The sequence below is a fragment of the Bacteroides difficilis genome (assembly GCF_048319815.1).
Classification (GTDB): Bacteria; Bacteroidota; Bacteroidia; order Bacteroidales; family Bacteroidaceae; genus Bacteroides; species Bacteroides zhangwenhongii.
This window is the reverse complement of sequence record NZ_CP182814.1, coordinates 3,387,501-3,409,423: the sequence shown is the minus strand read 5'-3', so window position 1 is coordinate 3,409,423 and position 21,923 is coordinate 3,387,501. Positions and strand designations below refer to the sequence as shown.

Genomic DNA, 21,923 nt, shown 5'->3' with positions numbered 1-21,923 from the left:
AGACCACCCTATGATCAACAGAAAAATCATCAAAGTTTGCGGAATGTGTGAAGCAGAAAACATACGGGACGTAGAATCACTCGAAGGTATTGATATGCTGGGATTTATTTTTTATCCCAAATCTCCGAGATATATCTATGAACTTCCCGCTTATCTTCCTATTCACGCCAAGCGTGTCGGAGTATTTGTAAATGCAGATAAGCCGACAGTCAGTATGTATGCTGACCGTTTCGGGCTTGACTATGTACAACTGCATGGGACGGAATCACCGGAATATTGCCGGTCACTACAAGAGAGGGGACTGAAAATCATCAAAGCATTTTCGATAGCCCTACCCAAAGACTTGACAAAGGTATATGAATATGAGAAAGCTTGCGATTTTTTCCTGTTCGACACTAAATGCGAACAATATGGCGGTTCGGGGAATCAATTTGACTGGAATATATTGCATACGTACAAAGGACACGTACCTTTTATATTAAGCGGAGGAATCCATTCCTGCAGCGCCCATTCTCTCAAGGGATTCAGCCATCCCCTCCTTGCCGGATACGACCTCAATAGTCGTTTTGAAGTGAAACCCGGAAAGAAAGATACAGACCGGATCCGAACATTCCTAAATGAATTAAAATCATAATTAAAAAACTCAATAATCATGAATAGAATCAATCAACTTTTCAATAGCGATAAGAAAGACATACTTTCTATCTATTTCTGCGCCGGTGATCCTACTTTAGAAGGGACTGCTCACGTAATCCGTACTCTCGAAAACAACGGAGTCGACATGATCGAAATCGGAATCCCTTTCAGCGACCCGATGGCGGACGGCATTGTCATTCAGAATGCCGCTACTCAAGCTTTACGCAACGGTATGTCTTTAAAACTTCTTTTTGAACAACTACGGGATATTCGAAAGGATGTGAAAATTCCATTGATATTAATGGGATACTTAAATCCGATCATGCAATTCGGATTTGAGAATTTCTGCCGTAGATGTGTAGAATGTGGTATCGACGGTGTCATTATCCCTGATCTCCCTTTCCGTGACTATCAGGAACAATACCGAATCATCGCCGAACGATACGGTATCAAGGTGATTATGCTTATTACCCCGGAGACCAGCGAAGAACGCGTGCGGGAAATCGATGCTCATACGGATGGTTTTATCTATATGGTTTCATCAGCGGCAACCACCGGAGCACAACAGGATTTCAATGAGCAGAAGCGGGCCTATTTCAAAAAAATAGAGGACATGCACCTCAACAATCCGTTAATGGTAGGGTTCGGAATCTCCAATAAAGCGACTTTTCAAGCTGCTTGCGAACACGCCTCCGGAGCAATCATAGGCAGCAGATTCGTTACTTTGCTTGAAGAAGAAAAAGATCCGGAGAAAGCAATACTCAAATTAAAAGCTGGGTTGAAATGATTTATTGATGTGGATCAGCAGTTTACTCTGAGTCGTTAAATCCTCTCTCACGCTTTGCTTACATCTTTTATAAAAAGATGGCGGGAAATCTAAAAAAAGCAACCATCTTTTTTATATTTCCCGCCACAACTTATTCATACAAATGAGGAATCCACAAAATTATTCGAAAACTCATCAATCATAAATCACAATTATTTCATATCTTTGCCAATGTTTTAACAGTAATTCAACAATTATGAGAGCAGAGACCCCTTCCGTTTTGTTAATTTACACGGGTGGAACGATCGGAATGATAGAAAATCCAGAAACTGGTGCTTTAGAAAACTTTAACTTCGATCATCTACTCAAGCATGTACCCGAATTAAAAAGATTCAACTACCGCATCTCTTCCTATCAATTCGAACCCCCTCTCGACTCTTCGGATATGGAACCTGCTTACTGGGCAAAACTGGTAAAGATTATCAATTATAATTACGACTATTTCGATGGTTTTGTCATTCTTCACGGAACGGACACAATGGCTTACACAGCTTCCGCATTAAGTTTTATGCTCGAAAACCTGAGCAAGCCTGTCATCCTCACAGGTTCACAGCTTCCTATCGGGACTTTACGGACGGATGGAAAAGAAAACCTTATCACAGCCATTGAAATCGCTGCCGCCAAGAACCCGGACGGAACAGCCATCGTTCCTGAGGTCTGCATATTTTTTGAAAATCATTTGATGCGTGGCAACCGTACAACCAAAATCAATGCGGAAAACTTCAACGCATTTCGTTCTTTCAACTACCCACCATTAGCACGGGTAGGCATCCATATCAAATATGAGCCTAACTTGATTCGCAAACCCGATCCGACAAAACCGTTAAAGCCACATTATTTATTTGATACCAATGTCGTTATTCTGACGCTCTTTCCCGGTATTCAAGAAAGTATCGTGACCTCCCTCCTTCATGTTCCGGGATTGAAGGCTGTCGTAATGAAGACTTTCGGATCGGGAAACGCACCGCAAAAAGAATGGTTTATCCGCCAGCTAAAGGAAGCGACGGAACGTGGAATCATCATTGTCAACATTACCCAATGCGCGTCCGGAGCTGTGGAAATGGGACGTTATGAAACAGGAATGCATCTTTTGGAAGCCGGTGTTATCAGCGGATATGACAGTACCCCCGAATGCGCCATTACGAAACTGATGTTTCTGCTGGGACACGGATTATCCAACCAAGACATTCGGTACAAAATGAACTCTTGTCTGATAGGAGAAATCACTAAAGTTTGAAATAGGAGCCTATTATCATACTTATTTGATTTTATTTGTTTAAATATAGGTGTTATTCTAAAATAATATCTATATTTGCACTGCTTGTAAATTTTATGTAACAACAAACTTATCTATAAACCTGATAACAAAGCAAGCGATAGAAAGGTCTATTCGTATGAAAAAGAAAATATTACTAGTCGACGATAAAGCGACAATTGGAAAAGTAGCCGGTGTATACTTAGGAAAAGATTATGATTTTACCTATCGGGAAGATCCTATCAAAGCTATCGAATGGCTGAACGAGGGCAATATACCCGATCTTATCATATCGGATATCCGCATGCCTCTCATGACAGGAGACGAGTTCTTAAGATACATGAAAAATAATGAATTATTCAAGTCAATCCCTATTGTCATGTTATCCAGTGAGGAAAGCACGACGGAAAGAATCAGACTATTGGAAGAAGGAGCGGAAGACTACATATTAAAGCCATTCAACCCATTGGAACTCAAAGTCCGAATCAAAAAGATTATTGACTAATACCAGGCTGCTACATGCAATATTTTATTTATATAGGTAGAGATAGCAAGACGATAGAGTTGTTTTCCAGATTAAATGTAGGGGTATTTTATGCTGTTCCCAATTGTAGCAAAGCTATTAAAGCAGTAGATAAAATACGTGAAAAATATGATATAGCTCTATTTTTTGAACAAGTAGACCTCTCCAAAGATATTGCAGATATCCGGTATATGCGCAAGAAATATCCGGGACTTTACATGGTACTTGTTATGGATTCGTTGTCTAAAGAAGAAGCGGCACAATATCTGAAAGCCGGAATCAACAATACCATTAAATTTGAAATGACTCATGAAGCCTTAACAGACCTATCAACTTTTCTCAAACGCCGCAAGGAACAGAAAATAAAAGATCTCCAGCTCAAGGCACAAAATATCAAAGCTTTCCGGTTACCTTTATGGAAACGAATTTTTGATATATTATTTTCGGGAATGGCTATATTATGTCTTTCCCCTCTTTTGATATTTACCGCATTAGCCATTCGCTTGGAAAGTAAAGGAGCAGTCATCTATAAATCCAAACGAGTCGGAAGCAACTATCAGATATTTGATTTTCTCAAATTCCGTTCCATGTATACTGACGCGGACAAGCATCTGAAAGATTTCAATGCTCTTAACCAATACCAGCAGGAAGAAGAGGAGGAGCCCGATATATGGGGAGAAGACATCGATACAGACATGAATGAAGAAGGCGATGAAGAAGAAATTCTTTTAGTATCCGATGATTTCGTTATCTCCGAAGAAGATTATATTCACAAAAAATCCAAAGAGAAAAGCAATGCTTTTGTTAAACTGGAAAATGATCCGAGAATAACAAAGATAGGACGCTTTATCCGCAAATACAGTATCGACGAGTTACCGCAGCTTTTTAATATCTTAAAAGGGGATATGTCAATAGTCGGCAATCGACCTCTCCCACTCTATGAAGCCGAATTACTGACTAGCGACGAACACATCGACCGCTTCATAGGTCCTGCCGGGCTAACCGGTCTATGGCAGGTAGAGAAAAGAGGTGAAGCAGGCAAACTTTCCGCTGAAGAACGTAAACAATTGGATATCACTTATGCAAAAACTTTTTCTTTCTGGCTGGATATAAAGATTATTCTAAAGACAGTTACTGCATTTATTCAAAAAGAGAACGTATAACTTCCCTTAAGTGATGGACTCTTATATCTACATAATAGATGATCTGGCATTCTTCCTTACAGGGATTCTGTTTCTATACCTTTTTGTATTATCCACCGCTTCACATTTCAAACATATCACATACCCTAAAGCTCAAAAAAAATATCGCTGCGCCATCCTTATTCGTGAAAGCAGTCCCCTTCCCGATTTATATGGAAAAGAATCACCCTACGAATTCATCACATACAGCGATCTATATCAAGGTATCAACAGTTTAGACAAAGAACATTACGACTTGGCTCTTATCCTGCCTGATACCGCCCGTACTCTGTCCCCACAACTGTTGGACAAGATTTATGACGCTTATGATGCCGGAATACAGGCAATCCAGCTACATACACTCGTAAAAGGCTGCAAGGGATTTCGTTTTAAATTTCGAGTGATGCGTGATGAAATAAAAAACAGCCTGTACAGGGCAGGCAATACGCAATTCGGGTTATCATCCAATTTGCTTGGAACCAATATGGCTATTGATCTGGCATGGTTACAGAAAAATCTGAAAAGTTCCAAAACCAATATCGAACGGAAGTTACTTCGACAGAACATATATATCGACTATCTTCCGGAAGCCATTGTTTACTGCGAATCCTATCCGACCTGTCCTTATCGGAAGCGCCCCCGAAAAATGATCTCTTATTTGCTCCCCTCTCTATTAGAAGGTAACTGGAGTTTCCTTAATCGGATTATGCAGCTATTAATACCCTCTCCGCTGAAATTGTGCATCTTCGTCGGTATTTATGCTTTACTGATGACAACATATAACTGGACTTCATCACTTGGTTGGTGGAGCATATTATTCGGTTTATTCATTGTATACAGTCTGGCGATTCCGGATTATCTGGTAGAAGACAAAAAGAAGAAAAAACACTCAATATGGAGAAAAAAACACTTAAGCAGCGAATTAAAGAAAACTCCGGTTTAAAACAGGCCGTTCACCGATTCATCATGCATCCTGTCAAAACGCGTCCTAACTGGTGGATACGTATCTTCGGTTACGTATATCTTAAACGAGGTAAAGGCTCCGTGATTTATCGAAGCGTTCGCAAAGATCTCCCTCCTTTCAACCAGTTCTCTTTAGGAAGATATTCCGTTGTTGAGGATTTTTCCTGCCTCAACAATGCAGTAGGCGACCTGACTATCGGAGATTATACACGAATCGGATTAAGAAATACAATCATTGGTCCGGCCGCTATCGGCAACCACGTCAACCTTGCTCAGAATGTAACCGTCACAGGACTCAATCATAATTATGAGAATGTGGAAAAGAGAATTGACGAACAGGGTGTCAGCACACAAGCGGTTCTTATTGAGGATGATGTATGGGTAGGCGCCAATTCAGTCATTCTTCCGGGAGTGACTTTAGGAAAGCATTGTGTTGTAGCTGCCGGAAGTATAGTCACTCATTCCGTCCCTCCCTATTCGATATGTGCCGGTTGCCCCGCAAAAGTTATCAAATCATATGATTTTGAAACAAATGAATGGAAAAAAGTAGAAAAATCAGCCATCAATAACTATAAATAATGAGAATAGCTACGCAATATACCTTATATAGGGGATTGTGACATATGTTGAGATGCACTATCTTTGCAGTATCAGAATTGAATTAATTAGTCATAATTTTATTACGTAGCCACATTTAAGTAAAAATGAAATAGGATCCTGCCGAAGTGATTTCGTCGGGATTTTGTTTTTTATACTGAACCGAAATATCTACTGCTCTCAATATTTAGCCGTTTTATTCGCGAGCAATAAAAAAACGAGCTAATTCTTTTTATAGAATCACTCGCCACCGCATCAGAAAAGCCAAAAGGCTTTTCCATAGTACCTCATTTTTTCCTGAAAACTAATCTTCTTTTTTACCTCTAAAACGTCTTTACCTATTGTTATCCTTTTTACCTAACTATAAAAACTTTCCTATTGAATAAAAATTTTAATACCTTAAATCTTTACTTAATCTAATACCTTACATTTTTTCTTTTACCTTATAAACTAACAGCAATTTCCCAATTGCACTGCAAAGGTACGAATAATTTCCGTGTGCGCAAACGGTTTTATATTTTATAACACTTTTCCTTGCTATAAATCCTTCACATCATTCAGCGTAACCAGCTTATTTACAATAGCATAAATAGTCAAACCCGCCGCACTATGTATTTGCAATTTTTTGCTAATATTTCTCCGATGCGTGATAACCGTATGAATAGATAAAAACAGCTTTTCCGCTATTTCTTTATTTGTCATTCCTTTTACCACACAGATGACAATTTCCTTTTCCCGCTGGCTGAGCGCATCCTGACTTTCCAATTCTTCTTCCTCAGAAGGTACATTCAGCAAACCGGAGATTTTCTTAGACAATCTCTCCAAATCATCAAATATAGAAATAGACTCATCATATTTGCTCAACAAGGAGGCATCTACAAAAGAAGTGACCAATGCTATCACCCGTATCTTCTTACCGGACGTTTCCTCTCGAAACTTACCTACATCGAAATAATCACCGAAAGCCGGATTGACAATCAGCATATCAGGACACTGCGTCCGGACGCAGTCATGCAGAGCCTCGATAGAAAGCAACTCTATAGGTTGCACTTTCACATTAGGAAGACGCTTCAACGCAGCAGTCAGCCCGCCACGGATAATTACAGAAGTCTCAGCAATTGCAATCCGGATAACTTCATTATTTTTCATTTTCCATCATCCTCCTTTCCAGGTTCAGAATAGCAGGAACAAAAATATAGTCCTCTACCTTGCAATGAGATTCCAGTCCCTCCTCACAAGCATAAATATCAAAAAGCGCCGCATTCAGAAGATTCTCATTGGCTTTGGCCGGACAATATTTAATAATGATATTCTTCAGTTCGGTCAACTTCTCTCCCACCTGGTCGTGATGTTTGGAGAATGTACTGATCTGGTAGTTTTTCGGGGCATTTCCTGCTATAAGCGCATCTACATACTTAAATACGGTTTTCTCTTCATAATCCATATGTTTACGCACTTCACGGGTATATTCATCAAAAAACTTCAGAATAAGGAAAGCAACATCGTCCTGCGAGCAGTCAATGGCTTCAATCAATTTGCGCCGGATGGCGGGAAGAGAAAAATCAAGAAAATAGATGTGTGCCTGCCGCAGATAATCAATCAATGCAGGGATGGAAATATCATCTTTGTCTCCATCTAACCGAGAAAAACCCTCAGCCATAAAATTAACTACAATCAGGAAAGTACGGCAATCTACTCCATTCAGCTCGCAAACCTCCTTTACCGTTTTATCTCCAAACCCTAACGAAAGCCCGAAACGGCTCATTACCTGTAACAAGGAATAATTGTCACTGATAAGATCAATCATCTTATCAGTCGGCTTATATTTTTGTAAATTATCCATCTTACCTATTTATATTTAGCGAGTGCAAAGAAACGGAATATTTCACGAAATCGCAATCACCATTTATAGGTATTTTGAATCATTACAATATTCTAAATACTAATTACATGTTACTATTTTACAATACAAGTCTAGGCGAGCTTATCTTTTTTTCGTAATTTTGTCGCTATCAATTTGTAATTAGCAACTCATAATTTATAATTAAAATGGCAAACGAACTCGAACTGAAATACGGCTGCAACCCTAATCAAAAGCCTGCCCGTATCTTCATGAAAGAAGGTGAACTCCCCATCAAAGTATTGAATGGACGTCCCGGTTATATCAATCTATTGGATGCATTCAACAGTTGGCAACTAGTGAAAGAACTGAAAGAAGCTACCGGACTACCGGCTGCCGCATCTTTTAAACATGTCAGCCCTGCAGGTGCTGCTGTTGCGGTAGAAATGAGCGATACGCTGAAGAAGATTTATTTTGTCGATGACATGAAACTATCTCCATTGGCTACAGCATACGCCCGTGCACGTGGAGCAGACCGTATGTCGTCTTACGGAGACTTTATCGCATTGTCCGACACTTGTGACGAAGAAACAGCACGCATCATTAACCGTGAAGTATCCGACGGCGTCATTGCTCCTGACTACACTCCCGAAGCACTGGAGATTCTAAAGAATAAAAGAAAAGGAACCTATAATGTAATAAAGATAGATCCTGCATACCGCCCGGCTCCTATCGAACATAAAGATGTATTCGGAGTAACTTTCGAACAAGGAAGAAACGAATTGAAGATCGATGAAAGTCTTTTGAAAGAGACGCCTACGCAGAACAAGGAAATCCCGGCTGATGCAAAACGCGACTTAATCATTGCCTTAATCACTTTAAAATATACACAATCCAATTCTGTATGTTATGCCAAAGACGGACAGGCAATCGGTATTGGCGCAGGTCAGCAGTCACGTATCCACTGTACGCGCCTGGCAGGAAATAAAGCAGATATCTGGTATTTACGCCAACACCCGAAAGTGATGAACTTGCCGTGGATTGAAAAAATCCGTCGTGCAGACCGTGATAACACGATTGACGTTTACATTTCGGAAGATTATGACGACGTACTGGCAGACGGTATCTGGCAACAGTTCTTCACTGAAAAGCCTGAAATACTGACACGCGAAGAAAAACGAGCATGGTTGGATACGATGACAGGTGTAGCTTTAGGATCGGATGCATTCTTCCCATTCGGAGATAATATAGAACGCGCACACAAGAGTGGCGTCAGCTATATTGCACAACCGGGCGGATCAGTACGTGACGATCATGTGATTGGAACTTGCGACAAATACAATATGGCAATGGCATTTACAGGCATCCGCTTGTTCCACCATTAAAAAGATCGACCATTTTTTATTCCATATATCCCCATTTATAATGAGAAGGAGACAAATCTTCCATTATAAATGGGGATTTCCTATTTCTTTAAGACCCTCTATCTTTGCAGCGTTACATTTAAAAACGAATCAAAGATGAATAAAATTGGTGTATTTTATGGTTCTACAACCGGAACAACAGAAGAGCTTGCCCGTCGAATTGCAGAGAAATTAGATGTACCATCGGCAGATGTATTTGATGTATCCAAGCTAACAGAGGCGTTAGTCAATGAATATGACGTATTGGTGCTCGGCTCTTCCACATGGGGAGCAGGCGAACTTCAAGACGACTGGTACGATGGAGTAAAAGTTTTAAAGAAGTGTGATTTATCCCATAAATCTGTAGCCCTGTTCGGTTGCGGCGACTCTGACTCATATAGCGACACATTCTGTGACGCAATAGGTATTCTTTATGAAGATCTGAAAGATACCCACTGCAAATTCTGTGGAGCAACAGATACTGCAGGCTATACCTTCGATTCTTCCATTGCCGTTGTAGACGGTAAGTTTGTAGGTCTTCCACTTGACGAAGTCAACGAAGATAGCAAAACAGACGAACGTATCAGCGCATGGGCTGAACAAGTGAAACAAGAAATTAGCTAATTTCACCTTAACATGAAAGACCACAGTAAAAAGAAGGTATAAAGATAGCAGTTTAAGCGATAACCTTAGCATAAGTTTAGCTTTGTTTGTATGTAGTTTATCTGAGGTGAATCGTTTCTGAGAAGGCAGTCTCCTGATAGTAGATTATACTCAAAGGAACAGGCTGTAGAAGAAACGATTCACTCAAATACAAACAAGGCAACAGAATAGTTATTCATGTTTCAGCCATGCACTTGGCAATACTTCTTTTTCACCTTTTTCATTCACCAGTTCCATCTGCAATACGCCTCCGTTACAATCGAAGTAACGCACTTCTATCGGATGAAGCCCGGCTTTCAAAGCCTTCTGCACAATAATCTCTACCGGCGAATGTGCTCTATCATTATCTCCCAACAATTCACCGTCAAGCATTAATGTGCTACCGTCGTCCGAGAGAAGGGCAAATGCATAGATACCATCGGCAGGAACTTCCAGATAGCCGGTCAATACCAGACCGATATTTCCTTTCACCTCTTCGGGAATGGATACCGATTCCACCACATACTCCCCTTTGACAGGAGCTGCATCAATATCCGCACAAAGATTACCACGGAAATCGTGCCATACTGCTTTCAAGCCGGGTTGCAAAGCAGCCGGAGCAGTCACCGCCTCCGCATAAGGAGCCTTTACATACTTGATACGCACCACATCTGAAGGAGAGCCATCCGGACGGAAAGTGCGGAAAGCGAAATCCGTAGTCTTCCCAACTTCCAAAGCCCCGTTATAAAGAGCTGATTCTTTGGTAGGCATACTACCGTCTGTCGTATACCGTATTTCAGTACCGGGTAACGGACAAGTCAATTCCACAGTTGTTTCATCAATAAATGCATTCACTTTATAGAATCCCTGCAAGTCAGGCACCCTATAATTTACCCTCATCACATCCATCCGCTTAAATTGCGGAACAAGCTGACGATAGAATTCTTCGAGATCCGGTTTGGCTGTCGGCTCCGCCCAAGCTATTTCACTCAATGCTATCATACGGGGAACAATCAAATATTCAATGCGCTTCATGGTCGGAATCCATTCAGCCCAGAGATTCGCCTGCACACCCCAGATATATTTCTCCTGTTCCGGCGATAACCGATTGTCTGCACACGGATCATACGCAAGTATTTTCTTTACTGAATTCTGATCCTGCGCATAATCGAAATAGAAATATTCATTCGGACAAGCAATCACTTTCTGCTTTTGTGCAGTTGCCGTAGGCAATGCATCTTTCGCCCAACTTCTCCACCAGGTAATGGCAGCATCAGAAGATAATCCGTCGGATACCACTTCATCCCAGCCTATGAGTTTCTTTCCGTTGGCAAGGAAGAATTTCTCCATGTCACGTACAAACCATGCCTGAAGCTCTTCTACCGAACCCAGTTTCTCCGTACGAATCCGTTTCTGACAAAGAGGACATTTCTTCCAGTTGGCTTTTTCCACTTCATCACCACCCATGTGCACATATTCATAAGGGAAAAGTTCAAAAACTTCTTTGAACACATTCTGACAGAACTCCAGCGTTGTATCTTTGCCCGGACAGATAGGAGAAGAGAAAGTTTCCCCCCACCCGATTAATCCGTCGCACGCCAATTCCGGATATTGACCGATAGCTGCCAGGAAATGTCCCGGCATATCAATCTCGGGAATGACATCAATACCTCTTTGCGTAGCATAGGCTACTATTTCTTTTATATCATCATGAGTGTAATAACCTCCATACAGCGTATCTCCTTCCACAATGCGTATCTTATCTTCCGGAATCAGAAAATCGGTATTATCTTCTTCTTTCGCACGTGCCATACAGGTACGATCCTGCGTATTGAATTTACGCCAGGCCCCTTTTTCCGTAAGCAACGGGTATTTCTCGATCTCTATACGCCAACCCTGATCGTCGGACAGATGCCAGTGGAGCTTATTAAGTTTATACAAAGACATCAGATCTAATATATGCTTCACTTCTTTTTTATTCCAAAAATGACGGGAAGCATCCAACATAAATCCACGCCACTCAAATCGTGGCGCATCTTCTATTTGCACGACAGGGATAGAATAATTCTGTTTCTCTCCCTGCACTTCTGTCACCGCAGGAAGCAACTGGCGAATAGTAGTAATGGCAGAAATAATGCCCGAATAGTCAGTTGCCTCCACCCGAATATACTCCGGTGTAGATTCAAGTTTATAAGAGCCGGGCTTTCCAACGGTATCTTTCAACTGAAAATACATATCTACCTGACTCTTATCGGTAGTGACTTCAACAGAAGACGATACGACATTCCGAAGAATTTCCTGCAGGTATCCGGTAGCCGGAAACAACGACTGATCGGAAACTCCGATCTTCATGCCATCTTTTAAAACAAACGAGCCCGACTGCTCGGTCAGACTAACGGGGGTAGGCAGGATTGCAATTTCTTGCTTGACGGTAGACGTACAAGAAGAAAAGACACAAGCTGACACAATGAGTAAAGAGCTACTTAATTTTTTGAACATGCGGTTAACTATTTAATAAATGATTTGTCCTGTTTTTAATTGACCATCTATATATAATACAACTAAAACGCATAAACTACTAAAAGGCGGAAAAAGTTTTTCGCGACTTCATGTCACAAACTCCTATTAATGTTTATCTTTGCTCCCCAATCCATTACAAAACAATTATAAAGGATCACTTCAATGTCAAGAGAGAACATACTAATCAAAACCTCATGGATCAGCACAATCGGCAATGCAATCCTGTCCGCATCCAAAATCATAATCGGTTTATTTACCGGTAGTTTAGCGGTAATAGGTGACGGTATCGACTCGGCAACCGATGTCCTCATCTCTATCGTTATGATTTTTACGGCAAGAGTGATGAATCGTCCGCCTTCAAAGAAATATGTGTTCGGTTATGAAAAAGCGGAAGGGATCGCGACTAAAATCCTATCACTTGTAATATTCTATGCTGGTATGCAGATGTTGGTATCATCCATCCAAAACATCTTTTGCGATGAAATGAAAGAGATACCGTCAGCCATCGCTATCTATGTGACTATATTCTCTATTATCGGCAAGTTACTATTAGCTTCATATCAATACAAGCAAGGAAAGAAAATAGACAGTTCCATGCTGACGGCAAATGCGATTAATATGCGTAATGATGTCATTATTTCGGCAGGAGTTTTATTAGGCTTACTGTTTACTTTCCTACTTAAGTTACCCATACTCGACTCAATAACAGGATTGATAATCAGTCTCTTTATCATCAAATCTTCCATCGGTATTTTCATGGACTCAAATGTAGAGCTTATGGACGGTGTAAAAGATGTCAATGTATACAATAAGATATTCGAAGCCGTCGAGAAAGTGCCGGGCGCAAGCAATCCGCATCGGGTCAGATCACGAATGATAGGAAACCGGTATATCATCACTCTCGACATTGAAGTGAATCCTCATATAACCATCACACAGGCACACGAAATTGCCGGAGCCGTAGAGAAAAGCATAGAAGACTCCGTAGACAATGTATATGATATTCTAGTACACGTAGAGCCTGCCGGAGAATGTCAGACAGATGAGAAATTCGGAGTGAACAAGGGTATGGTCTGATTGGTATAAATACAAAATCCTGCACGTTTTTCGTACAGGATTTCACATTACAGATTTAGCTGGGTATTTTTACAGATTTGTCTTCAATGTAACCTTTGTACTCATATGTAATAAGATATCTTATTCTCATAATCATGAGCTTTTTACATTTATAAACCGGCCTCTGCTTTTCCATCATTAGGCAAGGTAGCAGGATCCCATGATTTTATAGTCGTATCTGACACATCTAATTTTGTCTTGTTTAGAGTCACAGTATACATATATTCTTTTCCTGCTTCTGTTGCAAATACATTATCGCCAGTTAATAGTTTAGTATGAAGGGTATACCCATCAGTATTATCATATGTCAGGTCCACGCCCAGACCACCCTCAACAGATTCACCCGGACATAATATAAAAGTATAATAAGTAACTTTTTCATCCGTATCATAGTCTCCCCCATTAAAACCATTTTGGAAATAAACAAAATCCAGCTTCCCTACATCCTCCAGCGGCTCTACTTTCCCTGTTGCTATCTCAAATGAAACCTTAGAATGTAAACTTGAAAAACTAAAATTCCAATACGACGAGAAATTACCCGGTTGATACGACATGGTTTTATAACCCTCTCCCGGTACTAATTTCAAAGTCAATTTACTCATTTTATGTTCAAATTGAAAATCAATCTTAGGATTATCTTTTGTACCCGTCGCTTCAGCATATAGAAAGTCTACACTTTTATCTAAGTCATAAGTAACCTGCGTAAGCAAGTTTCTTGTGAGCTTTCCATCTTTTATTTGAATATTACTCCCTTTATTTTCTGCATACGGATAATATGCTGTAAAAGAACCTGTCTCAGCACCGTAATAAATAATATTCGAACTAGCCTCAAAAGTATTGCCACTTATCCAATTGTAACAACGATTCGAATACTCTAACTTACCACTTTTTCCAAAAATTCCTATTTTATCCCTTGTCTCCCACTTCGTATCTACCATACGCGTCTTCGCTCCCTCAATTCCGGCCGATACCTCAATTGCTACTTGCCCATCGTTAGCGACATTATCCATTTCACCATTATCACATCCCGCAAATATTGCAGCCAAGACAGCAACATAAAAATAAATCTTCTTCATAACTGTATTTTTTAGTTTATATTTATCATTAATCTTATTGACCAGTTAGTGTGCATCCACAGCACCTCCATTTTCCGGTGTCCAACCGGTGATACTAGCACTTGTTATTTCCACTTTCGTACGATGCAAACGGACTTCATATGTATACTTGCTGCCTGCATCCAATGCCTTATCCATTGTCCAGGTGAAAGGTTCGTCATTTCCATTATTCAAATCAAAAGTCAGCACACGTGACTTAGCTGAATTGGGTAATAGAATAGCCTCGCTCAAAGTGCCGGACTCGGTTGTAAGCAATGTGATATCCGACTTATCCGCTCCGCACGCAAGCGTACCGTTAGAAAGATTGAAAGTCGCTTTTATAGGCTGATCTCCAACTGTGACGCTAAGATTTTTCAGGTCAGCCGTATTCAATCCGTCGCCCGGACTTATTTCCAATACTAATTTAGAAAGCTTATGAACAAAATTGAATCCTACTTTCGGGTTCTCCTTTGTGCATCCTTCCACTTTGCCGGCATACATGAAGTCGATAGCTTCCTGATTACTTTGAACAGCCACATCCAACGGATAAGTATAATCCGTCAGCGGAGAGACAAAAGGATAATATGCATAAAAATCCACTGCACCGACAACGGGGAAATAGATAATATTCGTATTATCCCCTTCCGTCTCTGTTCCATCGGGTTTAAAATTGCCATCTCCTCCCGTAGTCACATAACATTTATTATCCGCTCCACCACAAATATTCTCCTGCGTCAGCCCCGCACCGTTACCGGAATACACCATAAAAACGCCGATTTTATCATTATATCCCCAGTCCGTATCTATGGCACGACTTTCGGAAGTACTCTTTACTCTTATTTTCCCCTGTACAGTCAATGCCGTGCGTCCGTCGGGTACAGGCGAGGATTCCGACTCATTATCGTTGCCACAAGCTCCCAATGAGACAGCCAATGCGATATACAGTACTAGTTTCTTATTTTTCATTCCGTTTCAATATATTATTGTTATTAAATTCAGCCATAATGCAATTAATGAATATCCACTTGTCCCCCGTCCACCGGATTCCAATTAGTAATGCTTCCGGAGAAGTCCGCCTGAGAAGGCAAATCAAAATTTGCTCCCAATATCAACGGAGTCATCGAACCATCGTCAAAATGCTCATGCAATATTTCGGTAAGATCTGTTTCTATTGTCTGCACAGTTCCGTTGTCTAACGTCACAGCTACGGTAAGTTCTTGATCATCTTCCGGAAGAATACCAAGCAAACGGATCGTTGCGGTCAGTGCAGGAGTTCCGTCGCTTGCTTCGTTTTTCATAAAAACGGGAGAAAGAAATGTGCCCGATGTAGAGACCAAAGCTCCGGTTCTGAGATTTATACCGGAAGCAATGCCGCTTAAAGTAGCATTCACTGCGGTAATGTGGTCATGGTCGCCCTCTTTTAGTTTCAGCACCAATGTCAATTGGCGAATGCGTTGCCGCATCTTAACCGTAACAGAGAGCGTGTCGTCTTTCGCCATATCCAATGTTCGCACCGCAGAGAACAGATAACCGAGAAGAGCCTCTATGCCGTTTCCGCCCACAGCAGTCACCGTAGCTATATCACCGGAAACTGTAATGGATTCGGGTACATTATATACCAGCAACTCGTAAGATTCCGGTTCAAGCAAGGCATGATAAAGGTTGGTATTTCCTTTCACGGATTGCTCGTCACTCATTCCTGAACGACCGGAAACACGAAGCTGATAGGATACAGGCTGCACAGACTCAGAGGAGCGGTCACTCCAATCTGTCGTCACCAGCAATGCTCCTTGTGTCGGGTGAGGAGTGTGATATACATCATCCTTGACACAGGAGGACATCAGAAAAACAGCACCGCAAATGAGAGCGGCACATGAAGTTATTTTAATAGTTTCCATATCAGTGTGATTCCTAATTGGTTAATACCCCAATAATTTTTTGTCTTACAATCTTTGCGTACACGAACCTTATTGATAAGCGTGTATTCGTCATAATCGGCGTAAGTATAACCTACTCCGGCATGAAAGTCGAGCGAAAGATTACTGTTCAGGTCTAGCTGATACCCGCCTGTAAATCCCCCACCCAGATAGTCACCCTGACGACCGGTATTACCAAGTTTGTAGTGAAACTCGCCCGTATGATACATCGCTCCGAGAAAGCCACGACTTTTCCCGCCCAGATAGTAACGTATTTCAGGAGAAACCTTCCAAAGAGCGTAGCGACGGTTTTTATCATCCCAACTCCATGAAGTCCAACTGCCGTTGACTAAAACACCCAAGTGGCGGTTTACACGCCATTCTACACCTAGGTCGGGAGTCAGCGTAGCCCAACGAAGCAGGTTAGCGCGCAAAGCAAGGCGATAAGACGGATGTGTTTCAGATGAAGCCAGAGGTTTCTCCGAAGAAACACCGACAGATGTTGTTTCCGGACAAGCTTCCTGTTCAGTATTTTCCGAAATAGCCTCCATTTCCTTTTCCTTTATTACAGGTATTACAGAGTCCTCTTTTACATTTGCCGCCGCCTCATCTTTGGGTAGACGAAGACGAACAATGACCACATGGCGCAAATCCCCATAAGTTTCAGCATGGTTACGAGTGATGAAGCAGTTTTCGTTGATTTCTTTGCTCAGGATAAGTTCCGATTTCACACGATTACTGCGAATTTTAGCCAGTTTCAGATTCTCTGCAACCGTAGGTTCCGAAGCACAATAACCATCTACCAGCAAAGGAGCTTCACCACTCAAAATAGCGGCTTTGTGGTTTTCTACAAGAGATAACAGATGATCCAATTGCGTGCCGTTCCCTTTCCAAGGAATATAAAACATATCCTTATGAGAAACAAAACGAAAGACATAAAGAGTGTCGGGTGTCTGTGCCATAGAAACGGCAGGTAGCAAGAGCGGCAGGAACAAAAGCAGAAGATAAAATTTGTGTATCTGCATTGTCGTTGAGTTTTTAATGAATATTCAGTCCTTTTCATTTTCCGTTACTTTGTAGGTAACGGGAAAAAACTTATTCAGCGTTCTTACAAAGACATTCTATTAAAAAGCACTTCAATAAATAATAAAAGTCTAGTACCTCCGCTTAATTAGAATTATGGTAGAGGGAAAAGTGTTTTGCATATTTTAGCAATCCGATGGCTATAAATGTAAAAAATAGGGTGTTTTATGTGTGTAACTTCCTATTTAGTATGCTTTATTGGAAAATAAACCCATTTTTATTTGCATATTTTAATCAATACCAATACTTTTGTTGCGCATCTCATTTTCCGTTACCTACAAAGTAACGGGTGCATAATCAACTCATAAACAAACAAATACAAATCCAATCATTATCTTATCCCGTTCCTAAGACCGTCTTTTACGCAAGCAATTACCATTCTATTTGCCTTGTCCAATTCTTCCGTTTCAAAAGGTTTAAGATAAGTTTCCGTCACTTTTATGGAAGAATGTCCTAAAGCATTGCTAATGATACCAATCGGGCACTTTTTGCGATAGGCAAGAGTAGCCCAAGTATGCCGGGGCGTATAAGAGGACAGTTTGCACTTTATCCCAATAACGTAAGCCAAGTGATCCAATCGTCGGTTGAAATCGCGAAGAACACACAGGTATCGGTCATATTCCTCACGACTACCGATACCACCCGCTTTTCCTCCATCCAAAATAGAAAGAAGATAAGGAGAAGCAGGATTAGTATCAGAACAGGTTCGAATCAGAGGCTCCGCCTCTTTCGGTACGGTCACCGTCAGACGACGCCCCGTCTTTTGACGGCAATAACTGACTACCCCGTCTTTATAATCACATTTGCGCAAACGGGCAAGGTCGGCAAAAGGTATTCCACGAAGCAGAAACAGCAAGGAGAACCAGCAACGGGCTTCTTGCAAATTATCTTGTACCAACGAAGACGAAACAGAAGCGCCAACCGCCACGTTACCTAAGTCCGGCAACGGGAAAGATAAAATCTTCGCCATATCGGCGGGTGAAAGCGCACGTTTCACGTCGGCACAAGTACCTGTATAGACACTGTCAAAAAGACCGGCCGTATAATCTACTTCACCGTCTTTCAAAAGCCGATGATATACCGCACGCAGCATCCGCATATAGGTGGAGATAGTGTTCATCTTCAACAACTTGCCTCTCAGATACTCCTCAAATTCCCGCAAGACGCTTACGGTAAATACGTTACGTACTGCCATTAAGATTTTTCTCCCTTTACGCTTATTCCAATAAGTGGTAAAAGTGTGGAGAGTACTACGGTAGACATGAGCGGAGCCAAAACGATGTTCGTCTTCCAGAGTCTGCACCAAAGAGAGCATAAATTCAGTCAAATTTTTCTTTTCTTTCATTACGGAGATAATTATAATTAATTATTAATAGCCTTCACCTTTTTGCTGTAACCCGCTATTCATAGGCATTAGCGGGTGAAGGGCGGCATCTTCACCTGCAATACACCTCCGGTTCATTAGCAGCAAACTTCCTTTTTATAGGCACTAAACTTCTTTTCTATTATAGATGAACTTCTCTTCTTGCGAATATAAAGTTCTTTTTCACTAATCACAATCTATAAACGCAAGTTGCGTTTATAAAAACAAAGCTTGCGTTTATAAAAACAAAGGCTTCGTTTTTATAATCAAAGCCTTTGTTTATAGTTTATCTATAACCAAAAAGAAATTAGTTCTTATAGAAAGGAAGTTTAGATCCTATAGAAAAGAAGTTCATCTACAATATCCGGTCGCCATCAGACCAATTATCGGTATACATAGATAGCTTAAAAAGAGGAAAGCGGGTGAAATATATACCCTTCACCCGCTAACGCCTATGAATAGGGTATTATAGCGAAAAGGTGAAGGGCGGTATAAAAAGACCAAATCTGTCGGAAGAGAAGCTATCGGGTAGCGTTATATAACTTACCGAACAACCGAATTAATAACTGATTTTCACTCCGGCAAAGAAGCTTCTCGGCAAGGACGGACCATAGATATATCCGGAATCGCGGTCGGCTCCTTTATCAAAGTCATTCTGATAGGCATTGAAAATATTCTGCACTCCGGCGTTCACTTGCAAATTCACTGACTTGTAGAGTTTAAAGTCGTATGCAGCCTTCAGGCTTATGTCAAAGAAGTCCTTCGTATTCACCGTTATCGGATTTTCAAGGAATCCCGGAACTGGTTCGTGGGGAACCAGCATCGAACCGGTATATGTACCGGAAAGAGCGATAGATAATGGTTTTATCGGGGTATAGGTTGCTGTAAAATAACCGTAAGTATTCGGTGTACGCATCATTTTCTTCACAGCCGGAGCGTCCGGATTCCACACGTGCGGTTCGTTGTAATGACTCTGCTGCAAAGTGACTCCCGCCTGAACCTGGAATTTAGTCAGATATGCCATCTTTCCTTCCAATGTCAGTCCCATCACACGGGCTCCCGGTGCATTGTATCGTGTACGTGTCAGGATTCCATTCACGACCTCTCCGTCGGTAAGGGCAAATACATCTGATAACTTTGTATAAAATCCTTCTACCAGGAAGTTAACTTGAAACGCACCAAAACGATGATAAATATCTGCCGAGGCACTCAAGCTCTGCGACCTTTCTTCTTTCAGATCATCAGCCAGTTCGACCATCGCTACATTACCGCCTACATTCTCCACATGCAAGTCTTCATCGAAAGCCTGCGGAGCACGGAAACCGGATGAGTAACTGAAACGAAGATTGATGTTTTCTGTCGGGTTATACCGCAGATTGGCACGCGGACTGAATATCACATGGTCAATCAGGTTATGTTTATCCAAACGACCGCCAATCAGAAATCCCCAATGCTCATTCTTCCATTCATTCTGAAAGAAAGCACTACCGATATTCACTTTCTGGTCTACTGTACGGTGGTATCCCCACATATTATCTTCCAGTTTATCCTGATTGAATTCTATTCCGGCAGTCAGGTCAGCAGGCATGAAGATACATTTTCCGAAACTATAGACATATTGCGATCCTGCCATCCAGTTTAAGTCGGTGGTGTTTCCGTAAGCATCTAACGGATCTCTATCACCCGGTCCATAATAGCTGTCACGATTGATATGCTGCGCTGATGCAAACACATTGAAACGATGTTTCTCGTTAGGAGAGAAATAATCAAATTTCAGTCCTCCGCCATTGATAGAGTGCTCGGTCTGCTCTGCCACATTCGCTTCGTGAGGCGGACGGTTCAACAGGTCTCCTCCCCTACGGAACTCTTCCATGTGGTGATATTCAAAAGTCAGTTTCGAATAAGTCGTTGTTTTCAAAAATGAACGGAACCCGACTGTCTGCCCGTGCAACTTGGGTATTTCGGAATATCCGTCACCATCATGGTCATACGCAGAACGATGGCGGTTCTGCCCGAAGATATACAAACCGGCACGCTGATCGTCCGTCACAAGTGACGCATTCAACGCTGTACTGTTATCGAAAGCATCGCCATCACCAATACCTGTTATGGTATGCGACAACATACCGGAATTGCGTATCGGTTCTTTGGTAATGATATTGATTGTTCCGGCAATAGCAGACGAACCGAACAAAGCAGATCCGCCTCCACGCATCACTTCCACACGTTCGATCATGCTGGCAGGAATCTGCTCGATGCCATACACACCGGACAGTGCACTAAAAATGGGACGGGAATCGAGCAGGATTTGCGTATAAGGACCATCCAGTCCATTGATACGCACTTGCTGGAAGCCGCAATTCTGACAATTGGACTCTACACGGACACCCGGCTGAAAACTCAATCCTTGCGCCAAAGTCGTGGAATTGGTATTCTCAAAGATTTTCAGATCCACCACATTCACCAGCGTCGGAGCCAGGCGACGGGTAGTCTCGTTACGATTGGCAGATACTACTACGCCATCCAAGGCAACCGCATCTTCTTCTATCTCGAAATCTTCTTCCAATGTGCGCCCTTTCTTCAGCGTCACATTCCGTCTGACGGTTTTATACCCCACCGAACTAACTTCGAGCACAAAATTGCCTTCGGGAAGATTCTTCAAGAAATAATGCCCGGTAGCATCGGTTACCGTTCCGATGGTAGTACCTTTCAAGGCGACTGTTATATAGGGCAAGTGTTCCTTGGTGTTTTTATCAAGAATATGACCAATGATATTGGCGTCCGACTTACGTAATTCAGGATGATTAGGATATTCATGAGCTTGTCCTTCAAGGGCAGGCAACAATGCGCAGCACAGGCAGACAAGCGAAAAGATGTATTTCTTCATTTTCCGTTTGTTATTTGTTTTCGTTTAATACTTGTATGTACATACAGATAATTCCCTGCCTCAAACGAGACATGGTAT

At 41.5% G+C, this 21,923-nt stretch carries 19 protein-coding genes; 10 read left to right on the top strand and 9 right to left on the bottom strand.

Annotated elements, in window-relative coordinates:
- The first annotated feature begins 10 nt into the window (after nucleotides 1-10).
- The 7 genes from ACNOGP_RS12975 (at nucleotide 11) to ACNOGP_RS12945 (ending at nucleotide 5,963) form a co-directional block, all read left to right on the top strand.
- The gene (locus tag ACNOGP_RS12975; protein ID WP_418210448.1) at nucleotides 11-634 is read left to right on the top strand and encodes a phosphoribosylanthranilate isomerase; all 624 of its coding nucleotides are present in this window, start codon (nucleotides 11-13) and stop codon (nucleotides 632-634) included.
- Between the two features lie 18 nt (nucleotides 635-652).
- The gene (trpA, locus tag ACNOGP_RS12970) at nucleotides 653-1,423 is read left to right on the top strand and encodes a tryptophan synthase subunit alpha (protein WP_186968180.1); all 771 of its coding nucleotides are present in this window, start codon (nucleotides 653-655) and stop codon (nucleotides 1,421-1,423) included.
- Between the two features lie 235 nt (nucleotides 1,424-1,658).
- A complete protein-coding gene (locus ACNOGP_RS12965; protein WP_007761683.1) occupies nucleotides 1,659-2,699 on the top strand; it encodes an asparaginase in 1,041 nt (346 codons plus the stop codon).
- Between the two features lie 157 nt (nucleotides 2,700-2,856).
- On the top strand, nucleotides 2,857-3,222 hold the full coding sequence (locus tag ACNOGP_RS12960) for a response regulator (RefSeq protein WP_007761685.1): 366 nt from the start codon (nucleotides 2,857-2,859) through the stop codon (nucleotides 3,220-3,222).
- A gap of 14 nt (nucleotides 3,223-3,236) precedes the next feature.
- A complete protein-coding gene (locus ACNOGP_RS12955) occupies nucleotides 3,237-4,403 on the top strand; it encodes a sugar transferase (RefSeq protein ID WP_143866882.1) in 1,167 nt (388 codons plus the stop codon).
- Between the two features lie 10 nt (nucleotides 4,404-4,413).
- Nucleotides 4,414-5,364: a glycosyltransferase family 2 protein gene (locus ACNOGP_RS12950; protein WP_418212972.1), complete on the top strand. Its 951-nt coding sequence runs from the start codon at nucleotides 4,414-4,416 to the stop codon at nucleotides 5,362-5,364.
- Complete coding sequence (locus ACNOGP_RS12945; protein ID WP_418212971.1) at nucleotides 5,316-5,963, top strand: acyltransferase; 648 nt, start codon at nucleotides 5,316-5,318, stop codon at nucleotides 5,961-5,963. The genes ACNOGP_RS12950 and ACNOGP_RS12945 overlap by 49 nt, the downstream gene beginning before the upstream one ends.
- Before the next feature lie 555 nt (nucleotides 5,964-6,518).
- On the opposite strand, the gene ACNOGP_RS12940 is transcribed toward ACNOGP_RS12945, so the two are convergent.
- Both ACNOGP_RS12940 and ACNOGP_RS12935 read right to left on the bottom strand, forming a co-directional pair.
- Nucleotides 6,519-7,130, bottom strand: coding sequence for a response regulator transcription factor (locus ACNOGP_RS12940; RefSeq protein WP_143866888.1), 612 nt, complete (start codon nucleotides 7,128-7,130; stop codon nucleotides 6,519-6,521).
- Nucleotides 7,120-7,824 carry a hemerythrin domain-containing protein gene (locus ACNOGP_RS12935; protein ID WP_007761709.1) on the bottom strand — a complete coding sequence of 235 codons (705 nt, stop codon included), beginning with the start codon at nucleotides 7,822-7,824 and terminating at the stop codon, nucleotides 7,120-7,122. Before ACNOGP_RS12935 ends, ACNOGP_RS12940 begins: the two co-directional genes overlap by 11 nt.
- Nucleotides 7,825-8,030: 206 nt before the next feature.
- Between ACNOGP_RS12935 and ACNOGP_RS12930 the strand changes: the two genes are divergently transcribed.
- Both ACNOGP_RS12930 and fldA read left to right on the top strand, forming a co-directional pair.
- Nucleotides 8,031-9,206: a phosphoribosylaminoimidazolecarboxamide formyltransferase gene (locus ACNOGP_RS12930; RefSeq protein WP_418212970.1), complete on the top strand. Its 1,176-nt coding sequence runs from the start codon at nucleotides 8,031-8,033 to the stop codon at nucleotides 9,204-9,206.
- Between the two features lie 135 nt (nucleotides 9,207-9,341).
- Nucleotides 9,342-9,848 carry a flavodoxin FldA gene (gene fldA / locus ACNOGP_RS12925; protein ID WP_186968186.1) on the top strand — a complete coding sequence of 169 codons (507 nt, stop codon included), beginning with the start codon at nucleotides 9,342-9,344 and terminating at the stop codon, nucleotides 9,846-9,848.
- Nucleotides 9,849-10,058: 210 nt separating this feature from the next.
- On the opposite strand, the gene ACNOGP_RS12920 is transcribed toward fldA, so the two are convergent.
- A complete protein-coding gene (locus ACNOGP_RS12920) occupies nucleotides 10,059-12,365 on the bottom strand; it encodes a family 20 glycosylhydrolase (protein WP_418212969.1) in 2,307 nt (768 codons plus the stop codon).
- Nucleotides 12,366-12,548: 183 nt separating this feature from the next.
- Here ACNOGP_RS12920 and ACNOGP_RS12915 point away from each other — a divergent pair, with 183 nt between their 5' ends.
- Complete coding sequence (locus ACNOGP_RS12915) at nucleotides 12,549-13,463, top strand: cation diffusion facilitator family transporter (protein WP_418212968.1); 915 nt, start codon at nucleotides 12,549-12,551, stop codon at nucleotides 13,461-13,463.
- A gap of 149 nt (nucleotides 13,464-13,612) precedes the next feature.
- Here the strand turns inward: ACNOGP_RS12915 and ACNOGP_RS12910 are convergent, their stop codons facing one another.
- The 6 genes from ACNOGP_RS12910 to ACNOGP_RS12885 form a co-directional block, all read right to left on the bottom strand.
- Nucleotides 13,613-14,578, bottom strand: coding sequence for a fimbrillin family protein (locus ACNOGP_RS12910; protein ID WP_418212967.1), 966 nt, complete (start codon nucleotides 14,576-14,578; stop codon nucleotides 13,613-13,615).
- Nucleotides 14,579-14,623: 45 nt separating this feature from the next.
- Nucleotides 14,624-15,562 carry a fimbrillin family protein gene (locus ACNOGP_RS12905; RefSeq protein WP_418212966.1) on the bottom strand — a complete coding sequence of 313 codons (939 nt, stop codon included), beginning with the start codon at nucleotides 15,560-15,562 and terminating at the stop codon, nucleotides 14,624-14,626.
- A 44-nt stretch (nucleotides 15,563-15,606) separates the two neighbouring features.
- The gene (locus tag ACNOGP_RS12900; protein WP_418212965.1) at nucleotides 15,607-16,494 is read right to left on the bottom strand and encodes a FimB/Mfa2 family fimbrial subunit; all 888 of its coding nucleotides are present in this window, start codon (nucleotides 16,492-16,494) and stop codon (nucleotides 15,607-15,609) included.
- Entirely contained in the window at nucleotides 16,476-17,537 is a 1,062-nt protein-coding gene (locus tag ACNOGP_RS12895; protein ID WP_418212964.1) for a DUF3575 domain-containing protein, read from the bottom strand. Before ACNOGP_RS12895 ends, ACNOGP_RS12900 begins: the two co-directional genes overlap by 19 nt.
- Before the next feature lie 389 nt (nucleotides 17,538-17,926).
- Nucleotides 17,927-18,940: a phage integrase SAM-like domain-containing protein gene (locus ACNOGP_RS12890; RefSeq protein WP_418212963.1), complete on the bottom strand. Its 1,014-nt coding sequence runs from the start codon at nucleotides 18,938-18,940 to the stop codon at nucleotides 17,927-17,929.
- 577 nt (nucleotides 18,941-19,517) lie between these two features.
- The gene (locus ACNOGP_RS12885; RefSeq protein ID WP_418212962.1) at nucleotides 19,518-21,845 is read right to left on the bottom strand and encodes a TonB-dependent receptor; all 2,328 of its coding nucleotides are present in this window, start codon (nucleotides 21,843-21,845) and stop codon (nucleotides 19,518-19,520) included.
- Nucleotides 21,846-21,923: the final 78 nt, after the last annotated feature.